Below are 22,933 nucleotides of genomic sequence, written 5' to 3'. Positions count from 1 at the left end.
TCCTCACAAGATCCTTCACACAGGCGGGCCCCGGTATGAGCCCGATAGGTCTTTTAGATCGGCTGGACCTGCGGGTTATCCAGGCTTTGGTAGGTGCTGTCTTCAGCCTGCCGGCGAAGCGATCGGGCGACCTATCGATCGTGCAGGTGCTTTTTCAAGAACAGGCGAGTCCGTTCATGGGTCGGGTTCTGCAGGATCTCCCGGGGTGTTCCTTCCTCGACCACCACGCCACCGTCCATGAAGATGATCCGGTCGGCGACCTCGCCGGCAAAGCGCATTTCATGGGTGACGATCAGCATGGTCATGTGTTCGGCGGCGAGCTGCTTCATCACCTGGTTGACCTCTTCGACCAGCTCCGGGTCCAGGGCCGAGGTCGCTTCGTCAAACAGCATCACCTTGGGGCGCATGGCCAGCGCCCTGGCGATGGCCACCCGTTGTTTCTGCCCGCCGGACAGGCGCGAGGGGTATTCGTCGAGCTTGTTGGCCAGGCCCACTTTCTCCAGGTACTCCATGGCCAGCTCGCGAGCCAACGGCTTGGTGAGCCCCTTGAGCTTGATCGGGCCGATGGCGATGTTTTCATGCACGGTCAGGTGCGGGAACAGGTTGAAGTGCTGGAACACCATGCCCATCTGCTGGCGCACGCTATTGATGTGCTGCTCGAAGGCTCGGCCTTTCAATGGTCGGTTGACCTGCTCGCCTTCCAGCCAGATCTCGCCGTCGTTAAGTACTTCCAGGTGATTGATCGAACGTAGCAGGGTGCTTTTACCGGAGCCGCTGGGACCGATGATGGCGATGATCTGCCCGCGCGAGACCGACAGGTCGATGCCCTTGAGGACTTCCAGTGCGCCATAGGCCTTGCGTGCCCCCTTGACTTGGATCATGAGCTTTTCTGTGGTCATCGTGACATCTCTACCCGGGTTTCAAGAAGGTGCAGGCCGGCTTCCAGAACAAGATTGACGGCGTAATAGATCACCGCGACGGCCAGATAGAATTCGAATGGACTGTAGGTCTCGCTCACCGCGCGCTGGGCGCTGTAGACCAGTTCGGCAATGCCGATGATGGAGACCAGGGAGGTGTCCTTGAGCAGCACGATCAGGTTGTTCCCCAGGGGCGCGATAGTGCTGCGCAGGGCTTGCGGGACGATGATGTAGCGCTGGGTCTGGCTGCGGCTCAGGCCAATGGAGCGCGCGCCTTCGATCTGGCCCGGGTCCACCGACAGTACGCCGGCACGAATGACGTCGGCGTTGTAGACGGCGAAATGCAGGCTCAGGCCGATGATCCCGGCCATCAATGCCGGGATATCGATCCCCACTTGCACCAGGCCGTAGTAGATGAGGTACAGCTGTAGCAGCAGCGGGGTGCCCATGAGCAGCCAGGTCATGAAGCGTATGGGCAGCGATACCAGCCTTGGGGTGTAGAGCACGATCAGGGCGAAGGCGATTCCCGCCAGCAGGCTCAAGGCGCTGGAGCTCAGGAACAGGACGACCGTCCACCACAGTCCGGTCGCCAGCAGTTCGGAATAAGGTGTCACGATACTCAGGTCGAGGCTTGGCATGGAAAAATCTCACTTGGCCGCGAAGCGCTGATCGAGGTGGTCGACCAGCAGCCTCACCGCATAGACCATCACGATGTAAAGCACCGCCGATACCATGAAGATCTCGAAGGGTTTATAGGTCGAGCTGATGAATCGCTGCGCGGTATAGGACAGCTCGACCACGGAGATCGTCGACACCAGTGCCGAGCCCTTGATCAATGCCACGGCATTCACGCCCAGGGGCCGGATCATCAGCTTTGTCGTTTGCGGCAGGGTGATCAGCCAGAGGGTCTGGCCCTTGCTGAAACCAATGGAGCGAGCGGCTTCCACCTGCCCGGGATCGACGTTGGCGATAGCGCCACGAATGGACTCGGCCATGTAGGCCGCGATGTTCAGGCCCAGGCCGAGGACCCCGGCCGAGAACGGCTCCAGCTCCAGGCCGATCTGTGGGCCGCCAAAGTAGATGAGGAACAACTGCACCAGGCAGGGCGTGCCGCGAAACACACTGATGTAGAGCCTGGCCAGGCAGCGCAGGATGAAGCTGCTGCACAGGCGCGCCGCCACCAGGACGATGGAAACCAGCAAGCCGAGCACCAGTGCCAGCAGCGACACTTGCACCGTGGTCCATGCGGCCTCGAGAAAAAACGGCAGCGTACGCTGTATGAGAGTCAGGTCCATGGGAAGGCTCGGAAAAGTCAGGTGGACGGGCTCGACGCCGGGTCGAACCAGGTGACAAGGGCGTCAGCGAATGTCCTTGCCGATCCACTGCATCGAGATCTTTTCGTAGCTGCCGTCGGCGAGCATGTTGTCCAGCGCCTTCTGCAGCGCCGCCTTGAGCTCGGGGTTGTTCTTGCGCAGCGCGATGCCCATGCCTTCGATGCCGCCATCGCTGTCCGGGGGCGTGATGATGCGTACTTTCTGCCCGGTTTCCTTGACGGCCACCAGCACCGGGACGCTGTCCATCACGATGGCATCGATCCGCCCGGCCTCCAGGTCGACCAGCATCTCGGGAAGGCCCTTGTAGGTCTTCACCTTCAGGTTGCCGCGGGCTCGGGCCCATTTGTCGTGGGCGTCGCCCAGCGTGACGCCGACCGTCACATCCTTGAGCTGGTCCAGGCTGTGGATCGGCGAGTCATCCTTGACCACGATCGTGCGCCCGGCGTGGTAGTAGGGACCGGCGAAATCCACGGCCTTCAAACGCTCCGGGGTAATGGTCATGGAGGCGATGATGGCGTCGTATTTCTTGGCCAGCAGCCCGGCAATGATCCCGTCGAATGGCGTGGTGATAATGGTTACCTTCACCCCCAGCCGTTCAGCCAGGGCCTCGCTGATGGAGGCATCGAAACCGACGATCTGGTTCTGCTCGTTGGCAAAGCTGAAAGGAGAGTATTGACCGCTCATGGCGATGCGAATCTCTTTGGCTTCCTGGATCGACTTCAGGTCATCGGCCTGGGCGGCACTGGAACAGAGCAGTGCTGCGGCGGCCATGGTGGATGCAGCAAGCAGGCCTTTGAGCGTTTTGGTCAGCATTGGATGGCACCTTTGAAGAATTATTATTTATTGTTGTTGGGCTCTTCACCCAGGCCACGGAAAAAGCTTTGCATAGGGCACCCCGGAAATCACCAGGCAATGTGTCCGCCTGCCGGACACATTGCCGGAGTTGGCCGGCACTATGTCGGCCGCAGTGCCAGCCTGCTATTGCAGCGCCGCCTTGAAGCTCTCGTCCAGGACCTCGAGCAGGAAGTCGGCGTTCTTCTGGCTGAAGATCATCGATGGGCGCATTTTCAGCACGTTGTCGTAGGGGCCTTCCGTACCGATCAGGATGCCGCGCTCGCGAGCGCCATCGGCGACCTTCCTGGCCAGCTCCGTGGCGGGGGCTTTGCTCTTGCGGTCCGTGACCAGCTCTATGCCCAGGAACAGCCCCAGCCCGCGCACATCGCCAATGGCCTCGTAACGCTGCTGCAACTTGCCAAAGCCATCGAGCAGGTAGTTGCCAATCGTCAGGGCATTGAGTTTCAGGTTGTCGCGCTCGATCACCTCCAGGACGCTGAGCCCTACCGCACATGAAACCGGGCTGCCGGCGAAGGTGTTGAAGTACTCCATGCCATTGTCGAAGCTGTCGGCCAGCTCTCGCGTGGTGACCACTGCGGACAGCGGATGCCCGTTGCCGATGGGTTTGCCCATGGAGACCGCATCGGGCACCACCCCTTGGGTTTCGAAGGCCCACCAGTGGCTGCCCACCCGGCCAAAACCGACCTGGACTTCGTCGGCCAGGCACAGGCCGCCTGCGGCACGCACCATGGCATAGACTTCGCGCAGGTAGTTTTCCGGGAAGAACAGCTGCCCGGCGACACTGGGAATGGACTCCGCCAGAAAGAACGCCGGCGCTCGACCCTGCTTGCGCATGCTCTCGATCTGTTCGGCCACGCTTTGCGCGAAACGCTGGCCCAGCTCCTCGAACGGCCAGTCATCGGCGGCGCGGTAAATATCCGGGACGGTCGCCTCGAACACGTGTGCGGCGCGGCCTTTGCCAGCCTTGCGCTTGTACTTGTAGGGGCTCAGGTCGATCAGTTCCTGGGTCGTCCCGTGGTAGGCCCAGTCCAGCACGATGGCGTCGTTGCGCCCGGTGTGATTGCGCGCCATGCGCAGCATCAGGCTGTTGGCCTCGCTGCCCGAGCAACCGAATGAGGCGACCGCCAGCCCTTCAGGCAAGGTGGCGGTGAGCCGCTGGGCATACTCCACGATAGTGTCGTGCAGGTACCGGGTGTTGGTGTTCAGGCGCGACGCCTGGCGCGCCAGCGCTTGCACCACGTCTGGATGGCTGTGGCCCAGGTGGCAGACGTTGTTGAAGCAGTCCAGGTAGGCCCGGCCGAAGTTATCGATCAACCAGACGCCATCGCCGCGCACGAACTTGATCGGGTCCGAGTAGGAAATCGACAGGTTGGGCAGCAACAGCTCCTTGCGCTTGGCCACGATCTCGGCCTTGGTCCTTCCCTCCTGGCTGTAGGTTTCCGGGGGGATGCCGGCCAGGGTCGAGGCGTCGGGGAACAGGTCGGCCCACACCTCCAGATAGGCCCGCTCGCCAACGCCGATGAACTCGCTGGCTTGCAGTTGGGTGTCGGTGGACATCTGCAAATGCAGATGGGGCAGCCAGCCACCGTTTTCCGTGTCCGCTCCCATGTGTCCCACCAGTGCGCCGGCCTCCAGGCGATCCCCGGGCTTCAGGCGGGCCAGGGCTTCGTGGGCCAGGTGGCCCCACAGGGTGAGGAAGGGCGGGCAGTCTGGTGGCGAGTGTTCGAGCATGATCAAGCCGCCATAACCCAGTGGTTCATGTTCGACCTCGACACTGCGCACCACGCCGGCCACCGGGGTGTACAGCGGCGTTCCGGCGGGCATGATCAAGTCGACCCCCAGGTGGATGATCCGGCGCTGTCCTTCGATGAATCGCGAGACGAAGGCCGGGTCGGTGTAGATGGTCCGTTCTTCGCCCCAGGGCCCGATGCCGAGCGGGACCTTGTGCTGGGCAGAGAACTCATTCCACCACTGGGTCGCCTCCGCCGGGCGCTGGGCGGCCGAGGCGATCGTCATCTCGTGGGAGGCATCGGCGAACGGAACGATGACCTTGTGCAGGGTGGTCGCCGCGGGCTGGACGATATCCGCGAAGAGCCTGCGGTTTTCCTGGATCCAGCGGCGCACCGCTCCAGCGCCTTCCATGGCGTCATAGCCACAGGCTTTGCGCAGGATCGCCGTCGCCAGTCGCGGGTTCATCCGGTCCATTCTTTCCAGCAGGCGCCAGGCCGGTGCTTCGCTGATCGCCAGGTAGGGATTGTCCTGGGTCTGTTCCTGCCGCGATGCCGACAAGGTGACGCTGATGACCAGGCGCATGGCGATCAGATTGAACAGCACGTCCAGCTCTTGCGGTTGCAGAGGGTAGCGCTCATGGAAACCGGCGGTGAGCGCGGCGGCTGCGCCGATCGGGTCTTCCATGTCGAGAATGGAGTAGGCGCAGGTGATGGCGACTTCGGCAATCAGCACGGTATGCAGGGCATCGCCAAAGTCGATGATGCCCGAGACCTCCTGCTGATTCTGCGGGGCGACGAGGATGTTCCAGTCATTGCCATCATTGTGAATGACCTGCGCGCGCAACCGCGAAAGTGCCGGTTGCACCGTGCTTTCGAAGGCATCGATGAAACGCTCCAGGATGGCCCTTTTCCCAGGGTCCTTGACGAAGTGCAGGCGTGACCTGGAGCGAGCGGCGTGACGCAGGTCCCAGTCCAGGTCCCGCACCGCGCCCGGGTGGATGAACCCCTGGAGCGCACGGTCCAGATCGCCGAACGACCGGCCCAGGTTGCGCATCAGCCCGGCTGTGCGCTTGGCTTCGGCCAGTGGGGTGCCGTGCAACCAACTGACCAGGCGCACCACATGGGTTTCGCCGCAGGGCGCCACCGCAGAGGCGAGGAATTGACCTGCCAGGCTCTTCTTGAGCACCGGCACGGCCAGCCCGGGACCGTGGCTGGCAAGGTGGCTGAGGAGGGCCGTTTGCAGTTCGCTCTCGATTCTCGGTTCGGCCGCGTTGACGACCTTCAGGATCCATCCTGCATCGGTTTCGGTCTTCAATCGAAAATTGCAATCGCGCTCGCTGTCCAGGGGGGTGGCCGTGCCGATGACATTGAAAAGCTGCTCGGCCAGTTTTTCGGCAGCGCTGGTGGAGAACGGCGGGGCGGGGTGGCGAAGATCGGTCATGGCGGCGGTTTTCCAAGTTATTTTTTTCAGTTAGCTTGGCATGCGCGGCCTGGGCGGGCAGTAGGTATGCGGTCGGCCCCGGCCTGCATATTGTCGGAATCGACCGGCACAAAATCGGTGGAAAACGGGGGAAGTTCCAATGCGCGACCTGGATGTGAAAGATCGAGAAATACTCGAGATCCTGTCTAAAGAAGCGCGGATCGCCCTGAAGGCCCTGGCCGCGAGAATCGGCCTTTCGAGAAGCGCCACCAGCGAGCGGGTCATCAACCTTGAGCGCAGCGGCGTGATCAGGGGCTACCGGGCCGATATCGGTGAAATCGATGCCCATGTGATTCGCGCCATCCTGCTGGTGAGCCTCAAGCGCACGCCGGCCATGGGCTTGCTCGACGTCCTGGCGCAACACTCGCAGGTACGCCGCGTCTCTTCGGTCAGCGGGCAACTCGACCTGGTGATCGAGATCGAGGCGCGGACCATCGATGACCTGAACCGCGTCCGGGACGCCGTGGCCACTCACGAATCCGTCGAGGACATCACCACGGCGGTCGTCCTGCGTCGCGACATCGATCGACAAAGCTCCTGATTCGCCACGCGGGCCAGATCGGCCGGCAGGTTGCTCTTGCCGCCTGGTCCCGGTTGCCCGGGCTGTGGGGCAGGCCTGTCGCCTTGCTGCAATTGTGGGCTTTGCGGCCTGTACAATCCTCGTCGGCAAATAATAAAATGAGAAGCATTATCATTAATGCGAATCTCCCATGCACGACAACAGCACTGCCTCGCCCGTCGCCCAGTTGTATGTGAACCATCATGGCTGGCTGCGTGGCTGGCTGCACCGGCGCCTGGGGCACAGTGCCGATGCCGAGGACCTGGCCCACGACACCTTCATTCGCGTGCTGCGCTCCAAGGAAGACGTGCATGAGTTGCGCCAGCCCATGGCATTTCTCGCCACCATCGCCAACGGCCTGTTGATCAACCGCTGGCGGCGCCAGGCGATCGAGCGCGCTTACCTGGAAGCCCTGGCGGCGCGACCGGTGGCCGAGGAACCATCGCCGGAGGAGCGGCACCTTATGATCGAGACCCTGCTGGAGCTGGATTCGCTGCTGGTGGGGTTGTCGATGCAGGTGCGGCAGATTTTCTTCCTGTCCCAGCTCGATGGCCTGACCTACCCGCAGATCGCTGCGCAGTTGAGCCTGAGCGTGGCCCAGGTGCAGCGAGCCATGGGCAAGGCCTTCAGTGTCTGCTACGCGAGCCGTTTCGAATGAGTGGCATGGCGCTCGATCCACGGGTGCGCGACAGTGCCATCGACTGGCTGGTGCGCTCGCAGTCCGGGCTGATGAGCGTTGGCGAGCAACAGGCCCTGGAGCGATGGCGGCAGGCGAGTGCCGAACATGAACAGGCCTGGCAGCGGGTCAGCAGCCTGCCATTGTTGTTGCAACCGGGCGTGGGGCTGTTGGCCGATGCGACGGCCCGGCGGACCCTGGAGGCCGCTGGAACCGATCCTCGGCGGCGCCGGCAACTGCTCAAGTGCCTGCTGGCTTTCGGGTTGCTGGGCGGGGTGTCCTGGCAGGGGGCGGATTCGACCCTGGTGCGCTCGGCCCTGGCCACCTACCGCACAGGTATTGGCGAACGGCGGCGCTGGACCCTGGCCGATGGCAGTGCGCTGTGGCTGAACACCGCCAGTGCGGTCGACCTGCAGTTCGATTCGCAGCGACGCAACGTGCAACTGATCGAGGGCGAACTGGCGCTGGATGTGCGTGCGCAGGCTCCGGCCCTGCGACTGTTGACTGCCGATGCGTTGCTCCATGGCCATGGTGCCCATCTGCTGGTACGCCATGACTCCCTGGGGACCCAGGTCACGGTGTTGCGCGGGCAGGTGCAGGTCGAGGCTCGGCAGCGCCCGGCCTTCCTCAGCCTGGAGGCTGGCTGGCGGGCGCGGGTCGACAGCCGTGGCGTCGGGGTGCCGAGCCCGGTCGATCCGTCGCTGGCCCAGGCCTGGCTGCGAGGCATCCTGCCGGCCGAACGCATGCGCCTGGACCAATTGCTGGCCGAGCTGTCGCGCTATCGCCCGGGCATCCTGCGGTGCAGCGAAGCGGTGGCGGCCTTGCGGGTGACCGGCAGTTTCCAGTTGGACGACACCGATGCGGCCCTGGCGCTGCTGGTCCGCACGCTGCCCGTGCGTATCGAGCGCCGGACCCGCTACTGGGTGACCCTGGTGCCCGCCTGAAAATATTTTTCTTCTCCTGCGCAGTTTTTGCCGAGCTGGCGGGGCCTCCAGGTATTACCCACCGGGACAGGTGGGTGCCAACCCCCTAGGAGCCTTGCATGACATTCCCCGCCCGTGCCTTGCGCACCCGCACTCTTGCCCTGCTTTTTCTCAGCTTGCAGCCACTGGGCAGCGAGCTGGCGTTCGCCGTCGGCGAGCGCCAGTACCAGATCGATGCGGGACCGCTGGATGAGGTCCTGGCGCGCTTCGGAGCCCAGGCCGGGATCAGCATGGCCGGCAACGCCTTGCTCACCGCAGGCAAGAGCAGCCAGGGCCTGCATGGAGAGTTCACGGCCGAGAACGGCTTGAACCAGCTGTTGCAAGGTACCGGCCTGGGCTTTCAGCACCAGCCCGGCGGCGGCTACGCCCTGCGCCTGCGCCAGGAGTCGGTGGCCTTGCCGGTGCAGAAGGTCAAGGGTGAAGACCCGAACCAGGAAGAGGTCTACCGGGCGCCGCGCTCGTCGGTGTACATCTCCAGCGAAGACCTGCAGCGCTTCGGCGTGGTCTCGGTGGGCGACATACTCAAGGGCCAGCCTGGCGTGCAAGTAGGCGACAGCCGCAACGGCGGTGGCCTGGACGTGAACATCCGCGGTATCCAGGGCCAGAGCCGGGTGGCGGTGACGGTGGACGGTTCGCAGCAGGCACTGGATGTCTATCGCGGCTACGCCGGCACCCAGCAGCGCAGCTACATCGATCCCGACCTGATCAGCGACGTCAGCATCGACAAGGGCCCGAGCCTGACCTCCAGCGCCATCGGCGGCACGGTGAAAATGCGTACCATCGGCGTCGACGACATCCTGCGCGAGGGTAAGGATGTCGGCCTGCGCTTGAAGGGCGACCTGTGGAACAACGGCGTCGCCCCCGCCTCGCGGGACGGCCATTCCAGGACCCAGGACCTGTATTCCGAGCCGCACCAGAGCCGTGGTGGCCTGTTCGGTTCGGAAGCGGAAGCCGGCAGCGCCGCGTTCGCCTATCGTCATGACCTGTTCGACGTAGTGGCCGCCTATGCCAAGCGCAACCAGGGCAACTACTTCGCCGGCAAGAAGGGCCAGGACCGCTACCGCGTGTACAACCGCTATGGCGATGAGGAGAGCAGTGTGGCCAAGACCTACAACGCCGGCGAGGAGGTGCTCAACTCCTCGTCACGGACCGAGTCGTTCCTGCTCAAGACCACCCTGCGCCCGGCGGACGGCCACACCTTCGAGCTGGGCTATCGCCGCTACGACGGGCGCATTGGCGAAATCATGCCTTCGGACATCTTCCGTTTCGGCACCGGCGGCATCTACCAGTATCCGTTGGGCCAGACCAAGATCGACACCTATACCGCGCGCTACAACTACCTGCCCGATAACAACCCATTGGTGGACCTGACCGCCAATGTGTGGATGACCGATGCACAGACCAGCCAGCTGACTTCGGTGGCAGCGCCGGCCTCCCAGGCCTATCGCTCGGACCGTAGCTGGAGCCGCCAGGCCGACCAGCGCATCGGTGGCGACTTGAACAACAGCTCACGGTTCAAGACCGACTACGGCGACTTGAAGCTGGACCTGGGCGGTTCGTTCCAGATCGAGGACCTCAAGCCACAGAAAGGCGTAGCCACCACCCAGCACGACATCAATGCCAACCGCATGTTGCGCGAAGGTTCGCGGCAGGAGTTCAGCCTCAACGGCAAGCTGGAATACAAGCCTGTGGACAGCCTTACCCTGTGGGGTGGCGGACGCTACACCTACTACCGCACCAAGGACGAAATTCCCCAGGCCAGTGCCCGCCGCGAGGAGCTCGAGCACAAGTACGTGATGGTTTCCAAGCCCGGCAACTACGGCTACCTGATGTGGTTCCCCGACCAGAGCGGCCAGTACACCGATGCCACCGACCCGCGGTTGAACAACGGTACGGTGTTCACCAATACCAACTTCCCATTCGAAGGCACGCCCTACAACCAGTATGGCGCCACCAGCACCAGCGTCTATGGTGCCCAGGTGGGGGAGGTGGTCACCGGCTACGATTACTCCGGCAAGGACCGCAACAGTGGCAGCGCCTTCGCTCCGGCCTTCGGAGTCAACCTGGAAGTGGCGCCCGATACCTTCGTCTATGCCTCCTACACCCAGGGCATGCGCATGCCGTCGCTGTTCGAGACCAGCCAGGGAGTGCTGCAGACCATGCCGGGCAAGAACCTCAAGCCCGAGCGCTCGAGCAACTGGGAAATCGGCGCCAGCACCCTGCGCAAGGACCTGCTGGTGGATGGCGACTCGGCCGCGATCAAGGTCGCCTACTTCAACAACACCATCAAGAACTACATCACCCGCTACTACGATCCGAGCCCGGGCCTGTGGGGCCTGATGCGCTTCAGCAACACCGACAGCTTCAAGACCAGCGGCCTGGAGCTGCAGACCCGCTACGACGCCGGTCGAGTGTTCGCCGACCTGTCGTCCACCTACTACCTGAAGACCGAAACCTGCGACTCGCAATTCGCCGCTACGATGCGGGCCACCAGCAACCGCTACCAGCCAACCGCCGATACCCCGAACTGCACCCCGGGCAGCTTCATGGGTTCCTACACCAACACCCAGAACCCACCGCGGATCGCCGGTAACCTGACCACCGGCTTGCGCTTCTTCGACCAGAGCCTGACCCTCGGTACCCGCATCACCTATACCTCGGGGCCGACGGTCACCGCCGACAAGCCCTGGCAGACCGGCGCCACCACCCCGCAGTTGAACTACCGGGAAGTGGCCCTGGTGGATCTGTTCCTCAACTATCAGTTGCAGGATCACACCAGTTTCAATGTCTCATTGCAGAACCTCACCGATCGCTACTACCTCGACCCGCTGGCGCAAAGCTTCATGCCCGCGCCGGGGCGCACGCTGCGGGTGGGGATGCAGACGAAGTTCTAAGGACGGGCAAGGAGCGCGTCGGCGTGGGCCGATGCGCTCCTTGGGAGGGTGAACGAGCCGGAGCCGCTCACTCGACGCGGGGGCTAGAAGGCGATTTCAACGGGCGTCCGGTTCCGGAACAGGTCCATGACCGGGCAAGAGTGGTCAACGCTTTCCTTGAGGGCCATGAGCTCCTCTCTACTCGCCGTGCTATCGAACTTGACCGTCCCGCGTATGCCGGTGAAGCCGGGGCGGGTTTCATCATCGACCGCGAAGAACCCCCTCAGATCGAGTGTTCCTTCAAGGGTGACGCTGACTTCCTTGAGCGGTATCCCGAGGGCGGCCGCATGGAGGTGATAACTGATTTCCTGGCAGGTCGCCAGGGAGGCGAGGGCCATCTCCACGGGGTTGGGCCCCTTGTTCGTTCCCCCCAGGTTTTGCGGTTCATCGATATCCAGGATGAACTCGCGGATTTTCACCTGGCGATGCAGCGCACCATCGCCGCTGCTGGTCACCGAGAAAGTCGCCGTGGCCTTTCCCGGGTTCGCCCTGAAAAAATCCTGGCTCGAGAGAAACAGTGATTTCAGTTGTTCGGACATGCACAGCTCCTTTGTGTTTGCAGGTTCGATGGCTGGATTTGTAGCGGGTACAGGAGTGTCGTGCAACCCGGATCGTCAGGGTCGCAGGCTGCACCGCGCCTCTTCGGCCTGCAGGCGCAGGATCAGCCCCGACTGGAACTCGATCACCAGGTGGTGATCGGTGGGGAAGTCGTCGCTGAGGTAGAACTCACTGGTGGCGGCATCCTGCGGCACCACACCGATGGCGTGCAGGCAACGATCGTCCTCCGGGCCCCAGGCGCAATCACGGCCATCGGTCGAGAAGTAGCTCACGCCGCTGAAGAGCAGGTCGATCGCCTCGGGCTCCTCGGGAGGCACCCAGGGTTCTGGCCACCGGCGAAAGTGCAGGGCCAGGGTGCGGCTCGTGACGTCGTACTGGATATGCTCGGCCTGGTAGAAGTTGTGCAGGTCGTGGGCGCGGCCCTGTACCTGCACTTCGATGTGCCCTAGCGCGAAATCGTGAAATAGCATGTTCGTCCTTGTTCCGGCAGGCCGCTGGGCGGCCGGGCAGGTGTTTTCAGGCGCCTGGGACCAGGCCTTCCTCCAGCAGCGTCAGGGCACCGACGATCAGCGCATGCATGCCCTGGATCAGTTCGGCCTCCATCTCCGCCACTTCCGCCAGGCGATCAGCCTCCAGTTCCGGCTCTTGGCCTGACACCGCATACACCGTATCGGCCACGGCGAAGCAGTGGAACGCCACCGTGGCCAGTAACCAGCGGGCCTGCAGCGGGTCGATGTCGTAGGCCTGGGCGATATGCAACTGGTGCTCGTGGATCTTGTCCAGCATCGGCTGGGTCGCTGCCAGCCGGCGGATCATATAGGGCGTCAACCCCGGATGCGCCTTGACGAACTCCCGTGCCGAGGTGGCGAACAGGATCAGGTAGTCCTTGAGGCTGGTGCGCTGCTCGGCATTGACCCGGGGGATCTGCCAGCGCTGGAACAGCTCCTCGGCGATCAGGCTCTTGAGCGCATCGAGTCCCGCGATGTGCTTGTACAGCGCCATATGGCTGACGCCCAGGGCGGCGGCGACGCCGACGAAAGTGATGTTCGACAAGCCGATGCCGATGCCGGCATCGGCGATCCGTTCCCGGGTGATGGTGCGCGGGCGCCCGCGCGCCGGGGTTTTCTGTGGCGGTTCCATGGAGAGGTCCTGGCTCGATGAGGCATGACTTTTAGCTGTCTTGTCTGGATTTGGCAAATTAGTTTATAGTCATGCAACTAAATATGATTCTGATTCTCAGATCTATCCATGAGCTACCCCCGGCCAGGGTTTCCGGCTCCGTTTACCGGGGCGGGTGGGGCAGGCCGGTCTTCGAATGTCTGGAAAACTTCATCTATGAGCACCCACGACGCGACCTCGGCCAACTCCAAGGCCCAGGGTCCGATCAGCCAGGTCTTGACTCCCGTGCGCGGTCGGCTGATTACGGCGGCCGTCCTGGCCGCCAGCGGATCGATGCTGACCCTGGTCCCCTTGGCGGTTATCGAGCGTATCGCCAGGCTGGCCCTGGGCGACGCCACCCATGTGGCCGGCGATATTGGCTGGCTGCTGCTGGTGGGCGTAGCGAGCCTGTTCTGCGGCATGGCGCTGCTTTGCGCCGGCGAGTTGCAGGCGCACCTGGCCGACAACCGCATCACCCATCAATTGCGCCTGGCGATCGTCCAGCGCCTGACCCTGGTGCCGCTGGGATGGTTCACCGGCCGCGCCTCGGGGGAGGTCAAGCGGGCGATGCAGGACGACATCGGCACGCTGCACAACCTGACCGCGCATTTCTTCACCACCCTGGGCCGTGCCGGCGGTGCGTTGCTGATCGGGGTGATCTACCTGTTCGCCATGGACTGGCGCCTGGCGCTGCTCTCGCTGCTGCCGTTTCCCGGGTTCTTCCTGTTCCTGGGGCGGGCCATGAAGTCCAGTGGCGCCAACATGCAGGAGATCGTCACTGGCCTTGGGCGCATCGACAATGCGGTGGTCGAATTCGTCAACGGCATCCCGGTGATCAAGGCCTTTGGCAGCAGTGGCCAGGCCCATGTGCGCTACCGCGAGGCGATCGACGCCTTCGCCCAAACCTTCATTGCCTTCACCCGTCCGCTGGTGGCGGCCATGGCCAACGCCAACGCGATGGTCGCCCCAGTCTCGGTACTGGGGGTGGTGCTGGCCTCCGGTACCTTGTTCGTGAGCCAGGGCTGGGCCGCGCCGCTGGACGTGCTGCCCTTCGCCCTGGTGACCCCGGGGCTGTGCGCGCCGGTATTGTTGTTGCACTACATCCTCCACGACCTGGGCAGTGCCACCGGCGCGGCCCAGCGGGTGCAGGCCTTGCTGCAGACCCCAGTGCTGGAACAGCCGGCCCCCGGTGCGGGGCAACAGCCCCAGGGCAATGAGCTGCGCCTGGAGCGGGTGAGCTATGGCTACGACCCCGAGCATCCGGTGCTGGCGGACATCGACCTGGTGCTCGAACCCGGTACCACCACCGCCATCGTCGGGCCTTCCGGCGCCGGCAAGTCGACCCTTGCGCGGCTGCTGCTGCGGTTCTTCGACCCCAGCACCGGGCGCATCACTCTGGGGGGTGTCGATCTGCGCCAACTCGACAGCGCCAGCCTCTACCGCCATATCGGCTTCGTGTTGCAGGACGTGCGCCTGATCCACGCCAGCGTCGGCGAGAACATCGCCCTGGGCAAACCCTCGGCCAGCCGCCAGGAGATCGAAGCGGCCGCGCGCCTGGCCAATATCCATGAGCAGATCCTGCGCTTGCCACGGGGCTACGACTCGGTGGTGGGCGAGGACGCGCATTTTTCCGGGGGCGAGCAGCAACGCCTGAGCATCGCCCGAGCCGTGCTGCTCGATCCGCCGGTGCTGGTGCTCGACGAAGCCACGGCCGCGGCGGATGCCGAAAGCCAGGTGGCGATCCAGGAAGCACTGGCGCGTTTCTCCCAGGGCCGCACCCTGCTGGTGATCGCCCATCGACTGGACACCGTGATGCACGCCGAGCGCATCGTGGTACTCGACAACGGCCGTATTCGCGAACAGGGCCGGCACTCCCAATTGCTCGAGCACGCAGGGCTGTATGCACGGCTCTGGAGGCTCGGTGGCTATGGCGATACCCGCAAGGAACAGGTAGCACAACCATGCTGAAGACCTTCATCCAACTGCTGGGCGAGGATGTCCCGGTATTGCGTCGCTATGCCTGGATGGCAGTGGGCTATGGCCTGCTCAGCGGCCTGACCATCACCGCCCTGGTGCCCTTGCTCGGCCACTTGCTGGCCGGCGACACGCAAGCGGCCATCGGTTGGCTGGCGCTGTTGCTGGCCGGTGTGCTGCTGTGCTGGCTCTGGCGGCGCCGGGTGGAGCGCGCCGGGGTCGCGGTGGGTGTCGCCGTCCTGCAAGGCGTGCGCTTGCGCATGGGCGAGCATATCGCCCGGCTGCCGGTAGGCTGGTTCACGCCCGAGCACAACGCCCGGCTGGGCCACGTCATCACCCAGGGCATGATGGCCATCGCGCAGTTGCCGGCCCATGTGTTCACGCCCCTGATCAGTGCCGCGATGACTCCCTTGGCGATGGTCGTCGCCCTGGGGGTGCTGCACTGGCCGACCGGATTGCTGGCCCTCCTGGCCTTGCCGCTGCTGGCGCTCGCGGTGTCGTTCTCGACCCGCCTGGGGCGTCGCGCCGATAGCGCTTTCCATGCGCATTTCGCCGACACCAGCCAGCGCATGGTGGAGTTCGCCCAGGCCCAGTCGGTGCTGCGTGCGTTCAACGGCGAGCAGGGCGGCACGCGCCTGCTGCGCCAGGCCATCGACCAGCAGCGCCAGTCCGCCGGGCGCTTGATCTACTTGTCGTCGTTATCCTCGGTGCTCAACACCTGGGTGGTCCAGGGCATCTTCGCCGCCTTGCTGGTGAGTGTCGGCCTATGGCTCGAACGCCTGTTGGGCTTGGGCCTGGAAACCGGACCGGCCATCGCCCTGGCGGTGACCCTGGTAGTGGTCAGCCGCTTCGTCGATCCGCTGCTGGAGCTGGCCAGCTATGGCGAGACCTTGCGCGGGGCCCTGGGCCAGCTCGAAGAAGCCAGCCGAATCCTCGCCGTGCCGCCTCTGGCCCAGGCCCAGTCGCCCCAGGCGCCGGGCGATGCCTCGGTCGAACTGCAAGGCGTGAGCTTCGCCTATGGCCCCGGGCAGCCCGAGGTCCTGCGGGACGTCAGCCTGCGCCTGGCGCCGGGCAGCATGACCGCGTTGATCGGCGCGTCGGGTTCGGGCAAGACCACCCTGGCCAGGCTGATCGCCCGGTTCTTCGAGGTCGACCAGGGCAGCGTACGGGTCGGTGGCGTGGATGTGCGGCAGATGTCCGAGGCGCAACTGGCCGGGCACATCAGCCAGATCTTCCAGGATTCCTACCTGTTCCAGGGCAGCATTGCCGACAACATCCGCCTGGGCGACCCCGAGGCCAGCGCCGCCCGGGTCATGGAGGCCGCGCGCCAGGCCGGTGTTGGGGAGATCATCGAACGCCTGGCCCAGGGCATCGACACCCAGGTGGGCGAGGGTGGGGCGCGCTTGTCGGGAGGCGAGCGCCAGCGCATCGCCATTGCCCGGGCGCTGCTCAAGCAGGCGCCGATCCTCCTGGTGGACGAAGCCACCGCGGCCCTGGATGCCGAAAACCAGGCGGTCATCGCCCAGGCCCTGGCCAGGTTGCGCGGCCAATGCACACTGGTGGTCATCGCCCACCAGCTGTCGACGGTGGCCATGGCCGACCAGATCGTAGTGCTGGAGCAGGGACGGGTGGTGGAGCAGGGAACACCGGATGAGCTGCGTGCCAGGCCGGGGTACTACGCGCGTTTGCTCGACCCGCGTGGCGCTGCCCAGGGCTGGCGGATCGGAGCGTCCCGCTGATGCGTGCCAGCTGGCTGGGGGCCTTCGTCATCCTCTGCGGCGCCTCGTTGCTGGTGGGCGCCCGGCAGTTCTCCCTGGGGCAGCTGTTATCCGGGGCCGGCGATGCCTGGCTGACCCTCACCGCCAGCCGCCTGCCACGGTTGATGGCGCTGGTGCTCAGCGGCGTGGGGCTGGCGGTGTGCGGGGTGATCCTGCAGCACATCGTGCGCAACAAGTTCGTCGAGCCGGCCACCACCGGCGGCCTGGATGCGGCCAAGCTGGGCATCCTGCTGTCGCTGGTGCTGCTGCCGGGCGCCGGCACCCTGGGGCGCATGCTGTTCGCCCTGGGGGTGTGCTTCGCCGCGAGCCTGGCCTTCGTCCTGATCATCCGCCGCGTGCCATTGCGCAGCGCAGCATTGGTGCCGGTGATCGGCCTGATGTACGGCGGCGTGCTGAGCGCACTCGCCGAGTCCTACGCCTATCGCCATAACGTGCTGCAAAGCATGCAGGGTTGGTTGCTCGGGGACTTCTCCCGGGTGGTCCAGGGCCACTACGAAATCATCTACCTGATCCTGCCGATCGTGGCCCTGGCCTATCTGTATGCCCAGCGTTTCACCGTGCTCGGCATGGGCGAGGGCATGGCCGCGAGCCTGGGCCTGAATTATCCGGCGACGGTGGCCCTGGGGTTGTTGCTGGTGGCCGTGACCGTATCGGCCACGGTGATCACCGTGGGCTCGATTCCCTTCGTCGGCCTGGTGATCCCGCAGCTGGTCGCCCTGCGCCACGGTGACCAGCTGGGCCGGACCCTGCCGCTGGTGGCCTTGGGCGGCGCATCGCTGCTGCTGGTCTGCGACCTGGTGGGGCGCCTGGTCATCTACCCCTACGAAGTGCCCATCGGCCTGACGGCCGGATGCCTCGGCGGCGTGCTGTTCCTGATCCTGCTGGTACGGGGGCGCCGATGAAACCTTCGCACTATGGGGTGTGGCTTGGGGTGTTCGCCCTGGCGCTGCTGTTCCTGTTGCTGGACTCGGGGCTGGATTTTGCCCAGGTGATCCCCAGGCGCCTGGTCCGGCTGGGGGCGATGGTGATTGGCGGGGTGTGCGTCGCCTGGTCGTCGATCGCCTTCCAGACCTTGACCTGCAACCGCATCCTGACCCCGGCGATCATGGGCTACGAGGCGGTGTACCTGCTGTTGCAGGCGGTACTGGTGGCGGTGCTGGGCATGTCCGGCCTACTGGTGCTGGGCGCCCATGGCAACTTCGGGCTGTCGGTGCTGCTGATGCTGGCCTATTCCTGGGCGCTGCACCGCTGGCTGTTCGGCGATGGCCGGCGCGACCTGTTCTTCCTACTGCTGGTGGGGCTGGTGCTGACCATGGTCATCGGCACCTTCACCCAGTTCGTCCAGTACCAGGCCAGCCCTGGGGAGTTCTCCATGCTGCTGGGGTTCAGCCAGGCCTCGTTCAACCGGGTGCAGCCCCAGCAGTTGCTGTACGCCGGGTTGCTGGTGGCGGGGCTGTGCCTGGTAGGGCGCAAGACCCTGGCGACCCTCGATGTGCTGGCGCTGGGGCGCGACCAGGCGATCTCCCTGGGGGTCGACTACCAACGCTGTGTGCGCCTGCAACTGGCGCTGATCGCCGGCCTGGTGGCGGTGTCCACCAGCCTGCTGGGGCCGGTGGCCTTCATGGGGGTATTCGTGGCGAACATCGCCTATGCCCTGGCCGGGACCTTCCGCCACCGGGTCACGCTGCCCCTGGGCTGCGCCATCGCCGTGGGCCTGTTCCTGCTCGCCCAGCTGCTGGTCGAGCACCTGTTCAACTACAAGACCACCGTGGGCCTGCTGGTCAACCTGTTGTGTGGCGCTTACTTCCTGGCCCTGATGCTGCGTACCCGAGGAGTTGCATGATCACCGTCCACGACCTTCACAAGAGCTACGGCGCCAAGACGGTACTGCACGAGGTCAACGTGCAGTTCCCGGCCCGCCGCCTGACCTCGCTGATCGGTCCCAACGGCGCGGGCAAGTCGACCCTGCTGATGATGATCGCGCGGCTGCTGGAACCGACTCGCGGCAGCATCCTGGTGGCGGGCCGCGATACCCGTGGCATGGCCATCGGCGACTACGCCCGCACGGTGGCCACCCTGCGCCAGGCGCCGGACTTCAACCTGCGCCTGACGGTCGAGGAGCTGGTGGCCTTCGGGCGCTTTCCCTACAGCCGCGGCGCCCTGACCCGGGCCGACCAGCAGGCGATCGACGAGGCCATTGCCTTCCTCTCGCTGCAGGAGCTGCGCGGGGCCTTCCTCGATGAGCTCAGCGGTGGCCAGCGGCAGATGGCGTTCCTGGCCATGACCATCGCCCAGCAGACCGACTACCTGCTGCTGGACGAGCCGCTGAACAACCTCGACATCAAGCATGCGGTGCAGATCATGCGCGCCCTGCGCCGACTGTGCGACGAACAGGGGCGCACGGTGGTGCTGGTGGTGCACGACATCAACTTCGCCGCCAACTACTCGGACCACATCGTGGCGATGGAAAAGGGCGCCGTGCACGCCGCCGGCAGCGTCGCCCAGGTGCTGACCGAAGAGCGGCTGCGAGAGCTCTACGGGCTGGATTTCAGCATCAGCCATGACGCCCGCGGCTACCTGTGCAACTACTTCAACCCCGCAAGAGAACTGAAATGACCCGACATCACGCAAGCAGGTATGGGACGTTGGCCCTGTTGGTGGCCGCGATCCTGGCCGGGCAGGGCTGCCAGGATAAAACCGCCACCTCGCCCGCGACGGGCCAGGCTCCGGCTGCTGCCAACCAGGCTCCGGCGTATACCCCGGTCACGGTCCGGCACCAGCTGGGCACCACGCTGGTGGAGCGACTGCCCCAGCGCACGGTGGCCCTGGACATGAACGAAGTGGATTTCCTCGACCAGCTGGGCATTCCCGTGGCCGGCATGCCCAAGGATTTCATCCCGCACTTCCTGGCCCGGTACAAGCAGGCGGCCCAGGTCGAGGACCTGGGGGCGATCGTCCAGCCCAACCTGGAGCGGATCTACGCCGTCAAGCCGGACCTGATCCTGATCACCTCGCTGCAGGCCAGCCACTACCAGGAGCTGAGCGCAATCGCGCCCACAGTGCATTTCGATGTGGATTACCGCGACAGCCAGGGCCGGCATATCGAGGTCATCAAGGAGCACCTGGCGAGTCTCGGCGAGATCTTCGGCAAGCAGCAACAGGCCCGGGAGCAGGCCGCGCAACTGGAGGCCAGGGTGCAGCAGGCCCGGCAGGTCACGGCAGGTCGTCCTGAGCGCGCCCTGATCGTGCTGCATAACAACGGCGCCTTCAGCTCCTTCGGCGCGCATTCGCGCTATGGCTTCATCTTCGATGCCCTGGGCGTGAAACCGGCCAGCCCCGAGGGCGAGACCGGCCTGCATGGCCAGCCGATCTCCAGCGAATTCATCCAGCAGGCCAACCCCGACATCCTCTACGTGGTGGACCGCACCGCCGTGATGGAAGGGCGCCCGGCCCTGGATGCCCAGAGCCTGGACAACCCTCTGCTGCGCCAGACCAACGCGTGGAAGAACGGCCGTGTGGTCTTTGCCGATGCCCAGGCCTGGTACGTCACCGCCGCCAGCCCGACCTCGGTGAAGCTGATGATCGACGACGTCATCAAGGGTTATCAGCCCTGACTTCGAGCTAAGGGCTGTTCGCGGCATTTGCGTGGTAGCAAGTGATTATCAACAGCCTTAGCTCTTGTATTCGAATCAAGCCAACTAATCAAAAAAACACTGCCTTCTCACTTCAACGGAGCTGTAGCGTGACTCACCGTCATTCTTTCCATCGCAATGCACACCTTTCCCAGGCGTTGGTCGCCAAACCCCTGGCCGTCGGCGTCCACCGCGGGCTGGCAGGGCTGGCCCTGGGGGTCCTGGCCACGCTGGCGGCGCCGGCGGGCGCAGAGGTTCGCGAGCCGGCCGAAGCGACCCAGGACCGGGCACTGGCGTTGCCCGCCACCACGATCCAGGGCGAAGCCGTCTCCAGCCTGCCACCGGCCTACGCGGGGGAGCAGGTGGCCTCGGGGGGCAAGCTCGGCTTGCTGGGCAACAAGGACTTCATGGAGACCCCGTTCAGCACCATCAGCTACACCGAGAAATACATCGAGGACCGCCAGGCCAAGAGCATCACCGATGTGATCGCCGCCACCGATCCGGCAGTGTTCAGCAACGGCTTGACCGGCACCTTTAGCGAGAACTACTCGATTCGCGGCTTCTCCTCGGACATCAGCGACGTGACCGTCGACGGGCTGTTCGGCATGGCACCGTTCTATCGCGTGTCCCCTGAAATGTACGAACGCATCGAAGTACTCAAGGGCCCCTCGGCGTTGCTCAACGGCATGCCGCCAGGCGGCTCGGTGGGCGGCACGGTCAACCTGGTGCCCAAGCGTGCCGGCAACGAACCGCTGACACGCCTGACCGGCAGCTACATGTCCGACTCGCAGCTTGGGGGGCACCTGGACATGGGCCGGCGCTTTGGCCAGGACCAACAGTTCGGCGTGCGTTTCAACGGCGTCCACCGCGAAGGCGATGCGGCCACCGACCACCAGAAGCAGAAAGCCGACCTGGCGTCATTGGCCCTGGACTGGCGGGGCGAACGCGCACGGTTGTCCCTCGACCTGTACGACGCCGACCAGCGCATCACTGGCCAGAACCGTGGGATGGGCCTGGCTGCCGGGGTTGCGGTGCCCAGGCCGCCCAAGGCCGGTTCGCTGCTCAACCCCGACTGGGCGACGGTGGAAAGCAAGGACAAGGGCGCGATCCTGCGTGGCGAGTTCGACCTCAGTGAACAACTGACCGCCTATGCCGCGGTAGGCAGCAGCAAGAGCGACTACGCCTACAACGGCGCCATGATCGCCACGGTGATCAACGATGCCGGCGACCTGCGCAGCAGCATGGGCCAGTTGAAGTTCCAGGTGCGCAAGGTCTCGGCAGAAACCGGCCTCAAGGGCCAGTTCCAGACGGGCGAGATCAAGCACCAGTGGTCGTTGAACGCTACCCAGTACTCGGACAAGAAGAAGGATTGGGGGCGTCGCTCGGTGCCCGGTGCCGACTGGACCACCAATATCTACCACCCGACCTGGGGTCCCAAGGCGCCCACCAGCTGGCCGCTGATCATGCACAGCGAGAGCCGCCTGCGCAGCTACGGCGTGGCCGATACCTTGTCGGTGCTGGACGATCGCCTGCAACTGACCCTGGGCGTGCGCCGCCAGGAGGTGCTCAGCGATACCTTCAGCGTCAGCACCGGCAAGCGCACCTCGCGCTATGACGAAAGCGCCACCACCCCGGCGGCCGCGGTGCTGTTCAAGGCCACCGACGACCTGTCGCTGTATGCCAACTACATCGAGGGCCTGAGCAAAGGCGGCATGGCGCCGCTGACCGCCGCCAACGCCGGCGCGATCTTCGCGCCCTACAAGACCAAGCAGAAGGAAGTCGGCCTGAAGCTCGACCTGGGCTCCTTCACCCATACCCTGGCGTTGTACGAGATCACCCGTCCGGGCAGCTACACCGATCCGGCCACCAACATCTACTCCATGGGGGGCGAACAGCGTAACCGCGGGGTGGAGTGGGGCTTCTTCGGGGCGCCGCTGGACGACGTTCGGCTGATGGGCGGCGTCGCCCATGTCGACCCCAAGCTGACCAAGACCGAGGGTGGCCGCAACGACGGCAAGAACGCCACTGGCTATCCCGAACTGCAAGGCAAGCTCGGCGTGGAATGGGATACCCCGGTGCTGCAGGGCCTGACGCTGACCGCCAACGCCACGGCGCTGTCCAAGCAGTACATCAGCGCCGACAACCAGCAGTCGATTCCCGGCTACACCCTGTTCGACGTGGGCGCCCGCTACGCCACCCAGGTCGCCAACCGCCCGGTGACCCTGCGGGGCAACGTCAGCAACCTCACCAACAAGGCCTACTGGGGAATGCCGCTGACCACCAGCCTGGGGCTGGGTGCGCCACGCACCTTCGAGCTGTCCGCCTCGGTGGATTTTTGAAACCCTAGCCCATGAGCGTCCACGGGC

19 protein-coding genes are annotated in these 22,933 nt (G+C 64.8%); 11 read left to right on the top strand and 8 right to left on the bottom strand.

The features are described from left to right. Nucleotides 1-131 precede the first annotated feature (131 nt). From ATY02_RS20230 to ATY02_RS20210, 5 genes are all read right to left on the bottom strand, one after another. Complete coding sequence (locus ATY02_RS20230) at nucleotides 132-881, bottom strand: amino acid ABC transporter ATP-binding protein (RefSeq protein WP_176719794.1); 750 nt, start codon at nucleotides 879-881, stop codon at nucleotides 132-134. Nucleotides 882-895: 14 nt separating this feature from the next. Next, on the bottom strand, nucleotides 896-1,555 hold the full coding sequence (locus tag ATY02_RS20225) for an amino acid ABC transporter permease (protein ID WP_068587996.1): 660 nt from the start codon (nucleotides 1,553-1,555) through the stop codon (nucleotides 896-898). 9 nt (nucleotides 1,556-1,564) lie between these two features. After that, a complete protein-coding gene (locus ATY02_RS20220; protein WP_068587998.1) occupies nucleotides 1,565-2,212 on the bottom strand; it encodes an amino acid ABC transporter permease in 648 nt (215 codons plus the stop codon). Nucleotides 2,213-2,275: 63 nt separating this feature from the next. Beyond that, a complete protein-coding gene (locus ATY02_RS20215; RefSeq protein WP_068588000.1) occupies nucleotides 2,276-3,064 on the bottom strand; it encodes an ABC transporter substrate-binding protein in 789 nt (262 codons plus the stop codon). A gap of 165 nt (nucleotides 3,065-3,229) precedes the next feature. Continuing rightward, on the bottom strand, nucleotides 3,230-6,277 hold the full coding sequence (locus ATY02_RS20210) for an aminotransferase class III-fold pyridoxal phosphate-dependent enzyme (protein ID WP_068588002.1): 3,048 nt from the start codon (nucleotides 6,275-6,277) through the stop codon (nucleotides 3,230-3,232). A gap of 139 nt (nucleotides 6,278-6,416) precedes the next feature. On the opposite strand from ATY02_RS20210, the gene ATY02_RS20205 reads away from it, so the two are divergent. From ATY02_RS20205 to ATY02_RS20190, 4 genes are all read left to right on the top strand, one after another. After that, nucleotides 6,417-6,857: an Lrp/AsnC family transcriptional regulator gene (locus ATY02_RS20205; protein ID WP_068588003.1), complete on the top strand. Its 441-nt coding sequence runs from the start codon at nucleotides 6,417-6,419 to the stop codon at nucleotides 6,855-6,857. 169 nt (nucleotides 6,858-7,026) lie between these two features. Continuing rightward, the gene (locus tag ATY02_RS20200; protein WP_068588005.1) at nucleotides 7,027-7,533 is read left to right on the top strand and encodes a sigma-70 family RNA polymerase sigma factor; all 507 of its coding nucleotides are present in this window, start codon (nucleotides 7,027-7,029) and stop codon (nucleotides 7,531-7,533) included. Then, nucleotides 7,530-8,495: a FecR domain-containing protein gene (locus ATY02_RS20195; RefSeq protein ID WP_068588007.1), complete on the top strand. Its 966-nt coding sequence runs from the start codon at nucleotides 7,530-7,532 to the stop codon at nucleotides 8,493-8,495. Before ATY02_RS20200 ends, ATY02_RS20195 begins: the two co-directional genes overlap by 4 nt. A gap of 98 nt (nucleotides 8,496-8,593) precedes the next feature. Beyond that, complete coding sequence (locus ATY02_RS20190) at nucleotides 8,594-11,428, top strand: TonB-dependent receptor (RefSeq protein ID WP_068588009.1); 2,835 nt, start codon at nucleotides 8,594-8,596, stop codon at nucleotides 11,426-11,428. Nucleotides 11,429-11,511: 83 nt separating this feature from the next. Here the strand turns inward: ATY02_RS20190 and ATY02_RS20185 are convergent, their stop codons facing one another. The 3 genes from ATY02_RS20185 to ATY02_RS20175 form a co-directional block, all read right to left on the bottom strand. After that, nucleotides 11,512-12,006 (bottom strand): OsmC family protein, encoded by a 495-nt coding sequence (locus tag ATY02_RS20185; RefSeq protein WP_068588010.1) that lies wholly within the window; start codon nucleotides 12,004-12,006, stop codon nucleotides 11,512-11,514. A 75-nt stretch (nucleotides 12,007-12,081) separates the two neighbouring features. After that, the gene (locus tag ATY02_RS20180) at nucleotides 12,082-12,495 is read right to left on the bottom strand and encodes a hypothetical protein (RefSeq protein ID WP_068588012.1); all 414 of its coding nucleotides are present in this window, start codon (nucleotides 12,493-12,495) and stop codon (nucleotides 12,082-12,084) included. 46 nt (nucleotides 12,496-12,541) lie between these two features. After that, nucleotides 12,542-13,165: a TetR/AcrR family transcriptional regulator gene (locus tag ATY02_RS20175; RefSeq protein ID WP_068588014.1), complete on the bottom strand. Its 624-nt coding sequence runs from the start codon at nucleotides 13,163-13,165 to the stop codon at nucleotides 12,542-12,544. Nucleotides 13,166-13,360: 195 nt separating this feature from the next. Between ATY02_RS20175 and ATY02_RS20170 the strand changes: the two genes are divergently transcribed. The 7 genes from ATY02_RS20170 to ATY02_RS20140 all read left to right on the top strand — a co-directional run bounded on the left by ATY02_RS20170 (nucleotide 13,361) and on the right by ATY02_RS20140 (nucleotide 22,906). Further along, nucleotides 13,361-15,151 carry an ABC transporter ATP-binding protein gene (locus ATY02_RS20170; RefSeq protein ID WP_068588016.1) on the top strand — a complete coding sequence of 597 codons (1,791 nt, stop codon included), beginning with the start codon at nucleotides 13,361-13,363 and terminating at the stop codon, nucleotides 15,149-15,151. Further along, on the top strand, nucleotides 15,145-16,896 hold the full coding sequence (locus tag ATY02_RS20165; RefSeq protein ID WP_068588018.1) for an ABC transporter ATP-binding protein: 1,752 nt from the start codon (nucleotides 15,145-15,147) through the stop codon (nucleotides 16,894-16,896). The genes ATY02_RS20170 and ATY02_RS20165 overlap by 7 nt, the downstream gene beginning before the upstream one ends. Then, complete coding sequence (locus tag ATY02_RS20160) at nucleotides 16,896-17,837, top strand: ABC transporter permease (protein ID WP_053136382.1); 942 nt, start codon at nucleotides 16,896-16,898, stop codon at nucleotides 17,835-17,837. The genes ATY02_RS20165 and ATY02_RS20160 overlap by 1 nt, the downstream gene beginning before the upstream one ends. Next, the gene (locus tag ATY02_RS20155; RefSeq protein ID WP_068588021.1) at nucleotides 17,834-18,778 is read left to right on the top strand and encodes an iron chelate uptake ABC transporter family permease subunit; all 945 of its coding nucleotides are present in this window, start codon (nucleotides 17,834-17,836) and stop codon (nucleotides 18,776-18,778) included. The genes ATY02_RS20160 and ATY02_RS20155 overlap by 4 nt, the downstream gene beginning before the upstream one ends. After that, complete coding sequence (locus ATY02_RS20150) at nucleotides 18,775-19,551, top strand: ABC transporter ATP-binding protein (RefSeq protein WP_068588024.1); 777 nt, start codon at nucleotides 18,775-18,777, stop codon at nucleotides 19,549-19,551. The genes ATY02_RS20155 and ATY02_RS20150 overlap by 4 nt, the downstream gene beginning before the upstream one ends. Next, nucleotides 19,548-20,549 (top strand): siderophore ABC transporter substrate-binding protein, encoded by a 1,002-nt coding sequence (locus ATY02_RS20145; protein ID WP_068588027.1) that lies wholly within the window; start codon nucleotides 19,548-19,550, stop codon nucleotides 20,547-20,549. Before ATY02_RS20150 ends, ATY02_RS20145 begins: the two co-directional genes overlap by 4 nt. Before the next feature lie 128 nt (nucleotides 20,550-20,677). Next, nucleotides 20,678-22,906 carry a TonB-dependent receptor gene (locus ATY02_RS20140; protein ID WP_416220640.1) on the top strand — a complete coding sequence of 743 codons (2,229 nt, stop codon included), beginning with the start codon at nucleotides 20,678-20,680 and terminating at the stop codon, nucleotides 22,904-22,906. The last annotated feature ends 27 nt before the right edge of the window (nucleotides 22,907-22,933 follow it).

It is taken from the genome of Pseudomonas sp. BIOMIG1BAC (assembly GCF_001705995.2).
In the GTDB taxonomy this organism is placed as follows: Bacteria; Pseudomonadota; Gammaproteobacteria; order Pseudomonadales; family Pseudomonadaceae; genus Aquipseudomonas; species Aquipseudomonas sessilinigenes.
The sequence above is the reverse complement of the archived record's forward strand: the minus strand, read 5'-3'. Positions and strand labels throughout refer to the sequence as shown.

What these genes read in the sequence shown, in the direction of transcription:
- ATY02_RS20230 (WP_176719794.1), bottom strand. Translation starts at nt 881, where the DNA reads ATGATCCAAGTCAAGGGGGCACGCAAGGCCTATGGCGCACTGGAAGTC.
- ATY02_RS20225 (WP_068587996.1), bottom strand. Translation starts at nt 1,555, where the DNA reads ATGCCAAGCCTCGACCTGAGTATCGTGACACCTTATTCCGAACTGCTG.
- ATY02_RS20220 (WP_068587998.1), bottom strand. Translation starts at nt 2,212, where the DNA reads ATGGACCTGACTCTCATACAGCGTACGCTGCCGTTTTTTCTCGAGGCC.
- ATY02_RS20215 (WP_068588000.1), bottom strand. Translation starts at nt 3,064, where the DNA reads ATGCTGACCAAAACGCTCAAAGGCCTGCTTGCTGCATCCACCATGGCC.
- ATY02_RS20210 (WP_068588002.1), bottom strand. Translation starts at nt 6,277, where the DNA reads ATGACCGATCTTCGCCACCCCGCCCCGCCGTTCTCCACCAGCGCTGCC.
- ATY02_RS20205 (WP_068588003.1), top strand. Translation starts at nt 6,417, where the DNA reads ATGCGCGACCTGGATGTGAAAGATCGAGAAATACTCGAGATCCTGTCT.
- ATY02_RS20200 (WP_068588005.1), top strand. Translation starts at nt 7,027, where the DNA reads ATGCACGACAACAGCACTGCCTCGCCCGTCGCCCAGTTGTATGTGAAC.
- ATY02_RS20195 (WP_068588007.1), top strand. Translation starts at nt 7,530, where the DNA reads ATGAGTGGCATGGCGCTCGATCCACGGGTGCGCGACAGTGCCATCGAC.
- ATY02_RS20190 (WP_068588009.1), top strand. Translation starts at nt 8,594, where the DNA reads ATGACATTCCCCGCCCGTGCCTTGCGCACCCGCACTCTTGCCCTGCTT.
- ATY02_RS20185 (WP_068588010.1), bottom strand. Translation starts at nt 12,006, where the DNA reads ATGTCCGAACAACTGAAATCACTGTTTCTCTCGAGCCAGGATTTTTTC.
- ATY02_RS20180 (WP_068588012.1), bottom strand. Translation starts at nt 12,495, where the DNA reads ATGCTATTTCACGATTTCGCGCTAGGGCACATCGAAGTGCAGGTACAG.
- ATY02_RS20175 (WP_068588014.1), bottom strand. Translation starts at nt 13,165, where the DNA reads ATGGAACCGCCACAGAAAACCCCGGCGCGCGGGCGCCCGCGCACCATC.
- ATY02_RS20170 (WP_068588016.1), top strand. Translation starts at nt 13,361, where the DNA reads ATGAGCACCCACGACGCGACCTCGGCCAACTCCAAGGCCCAGGGTCCG.
- ATY02_RS20165 (WP_068588018.1), top strand. Translation starts at nt 15,145, where the DNA reads ATGCTGAAGACCTTCATCCAACTGCTGGGCGAGGATGTCCCGGTATTG.
- ATY02_RS20160 (WP_053136382.1), top strand. Translation starts at nt 16,896, where the DNA reads ATGCGTGCCAGCTGGCTGGGGGCCTTCGTCATCCTCTGCGGCGCCTCG.
- ATY02_RS20155 (WP_068588021.1), top strand. Translation starts at nt 17,834, where the DNA reads ATGAAACCTTCGCACTATGGGGTGTGGCTTGGGGTGTTCGCCCTGGCG.
- ATY02_RS20150 (WP_068588024.1), top strand. Translation starts at nt 18,775, where the DNA reads ATGATCACCGTCCACGACCTTCACAAGAGCTACGGCGCCAAGACGGTA.
- ATY02_RS20145 (WP_068588027.1), top strand. Translation starts at nt 19,548, where the DNA reads ATGACCCGACATCACGCAAGCAGGTATGGGACGTTGGCCCTGTTGGTG.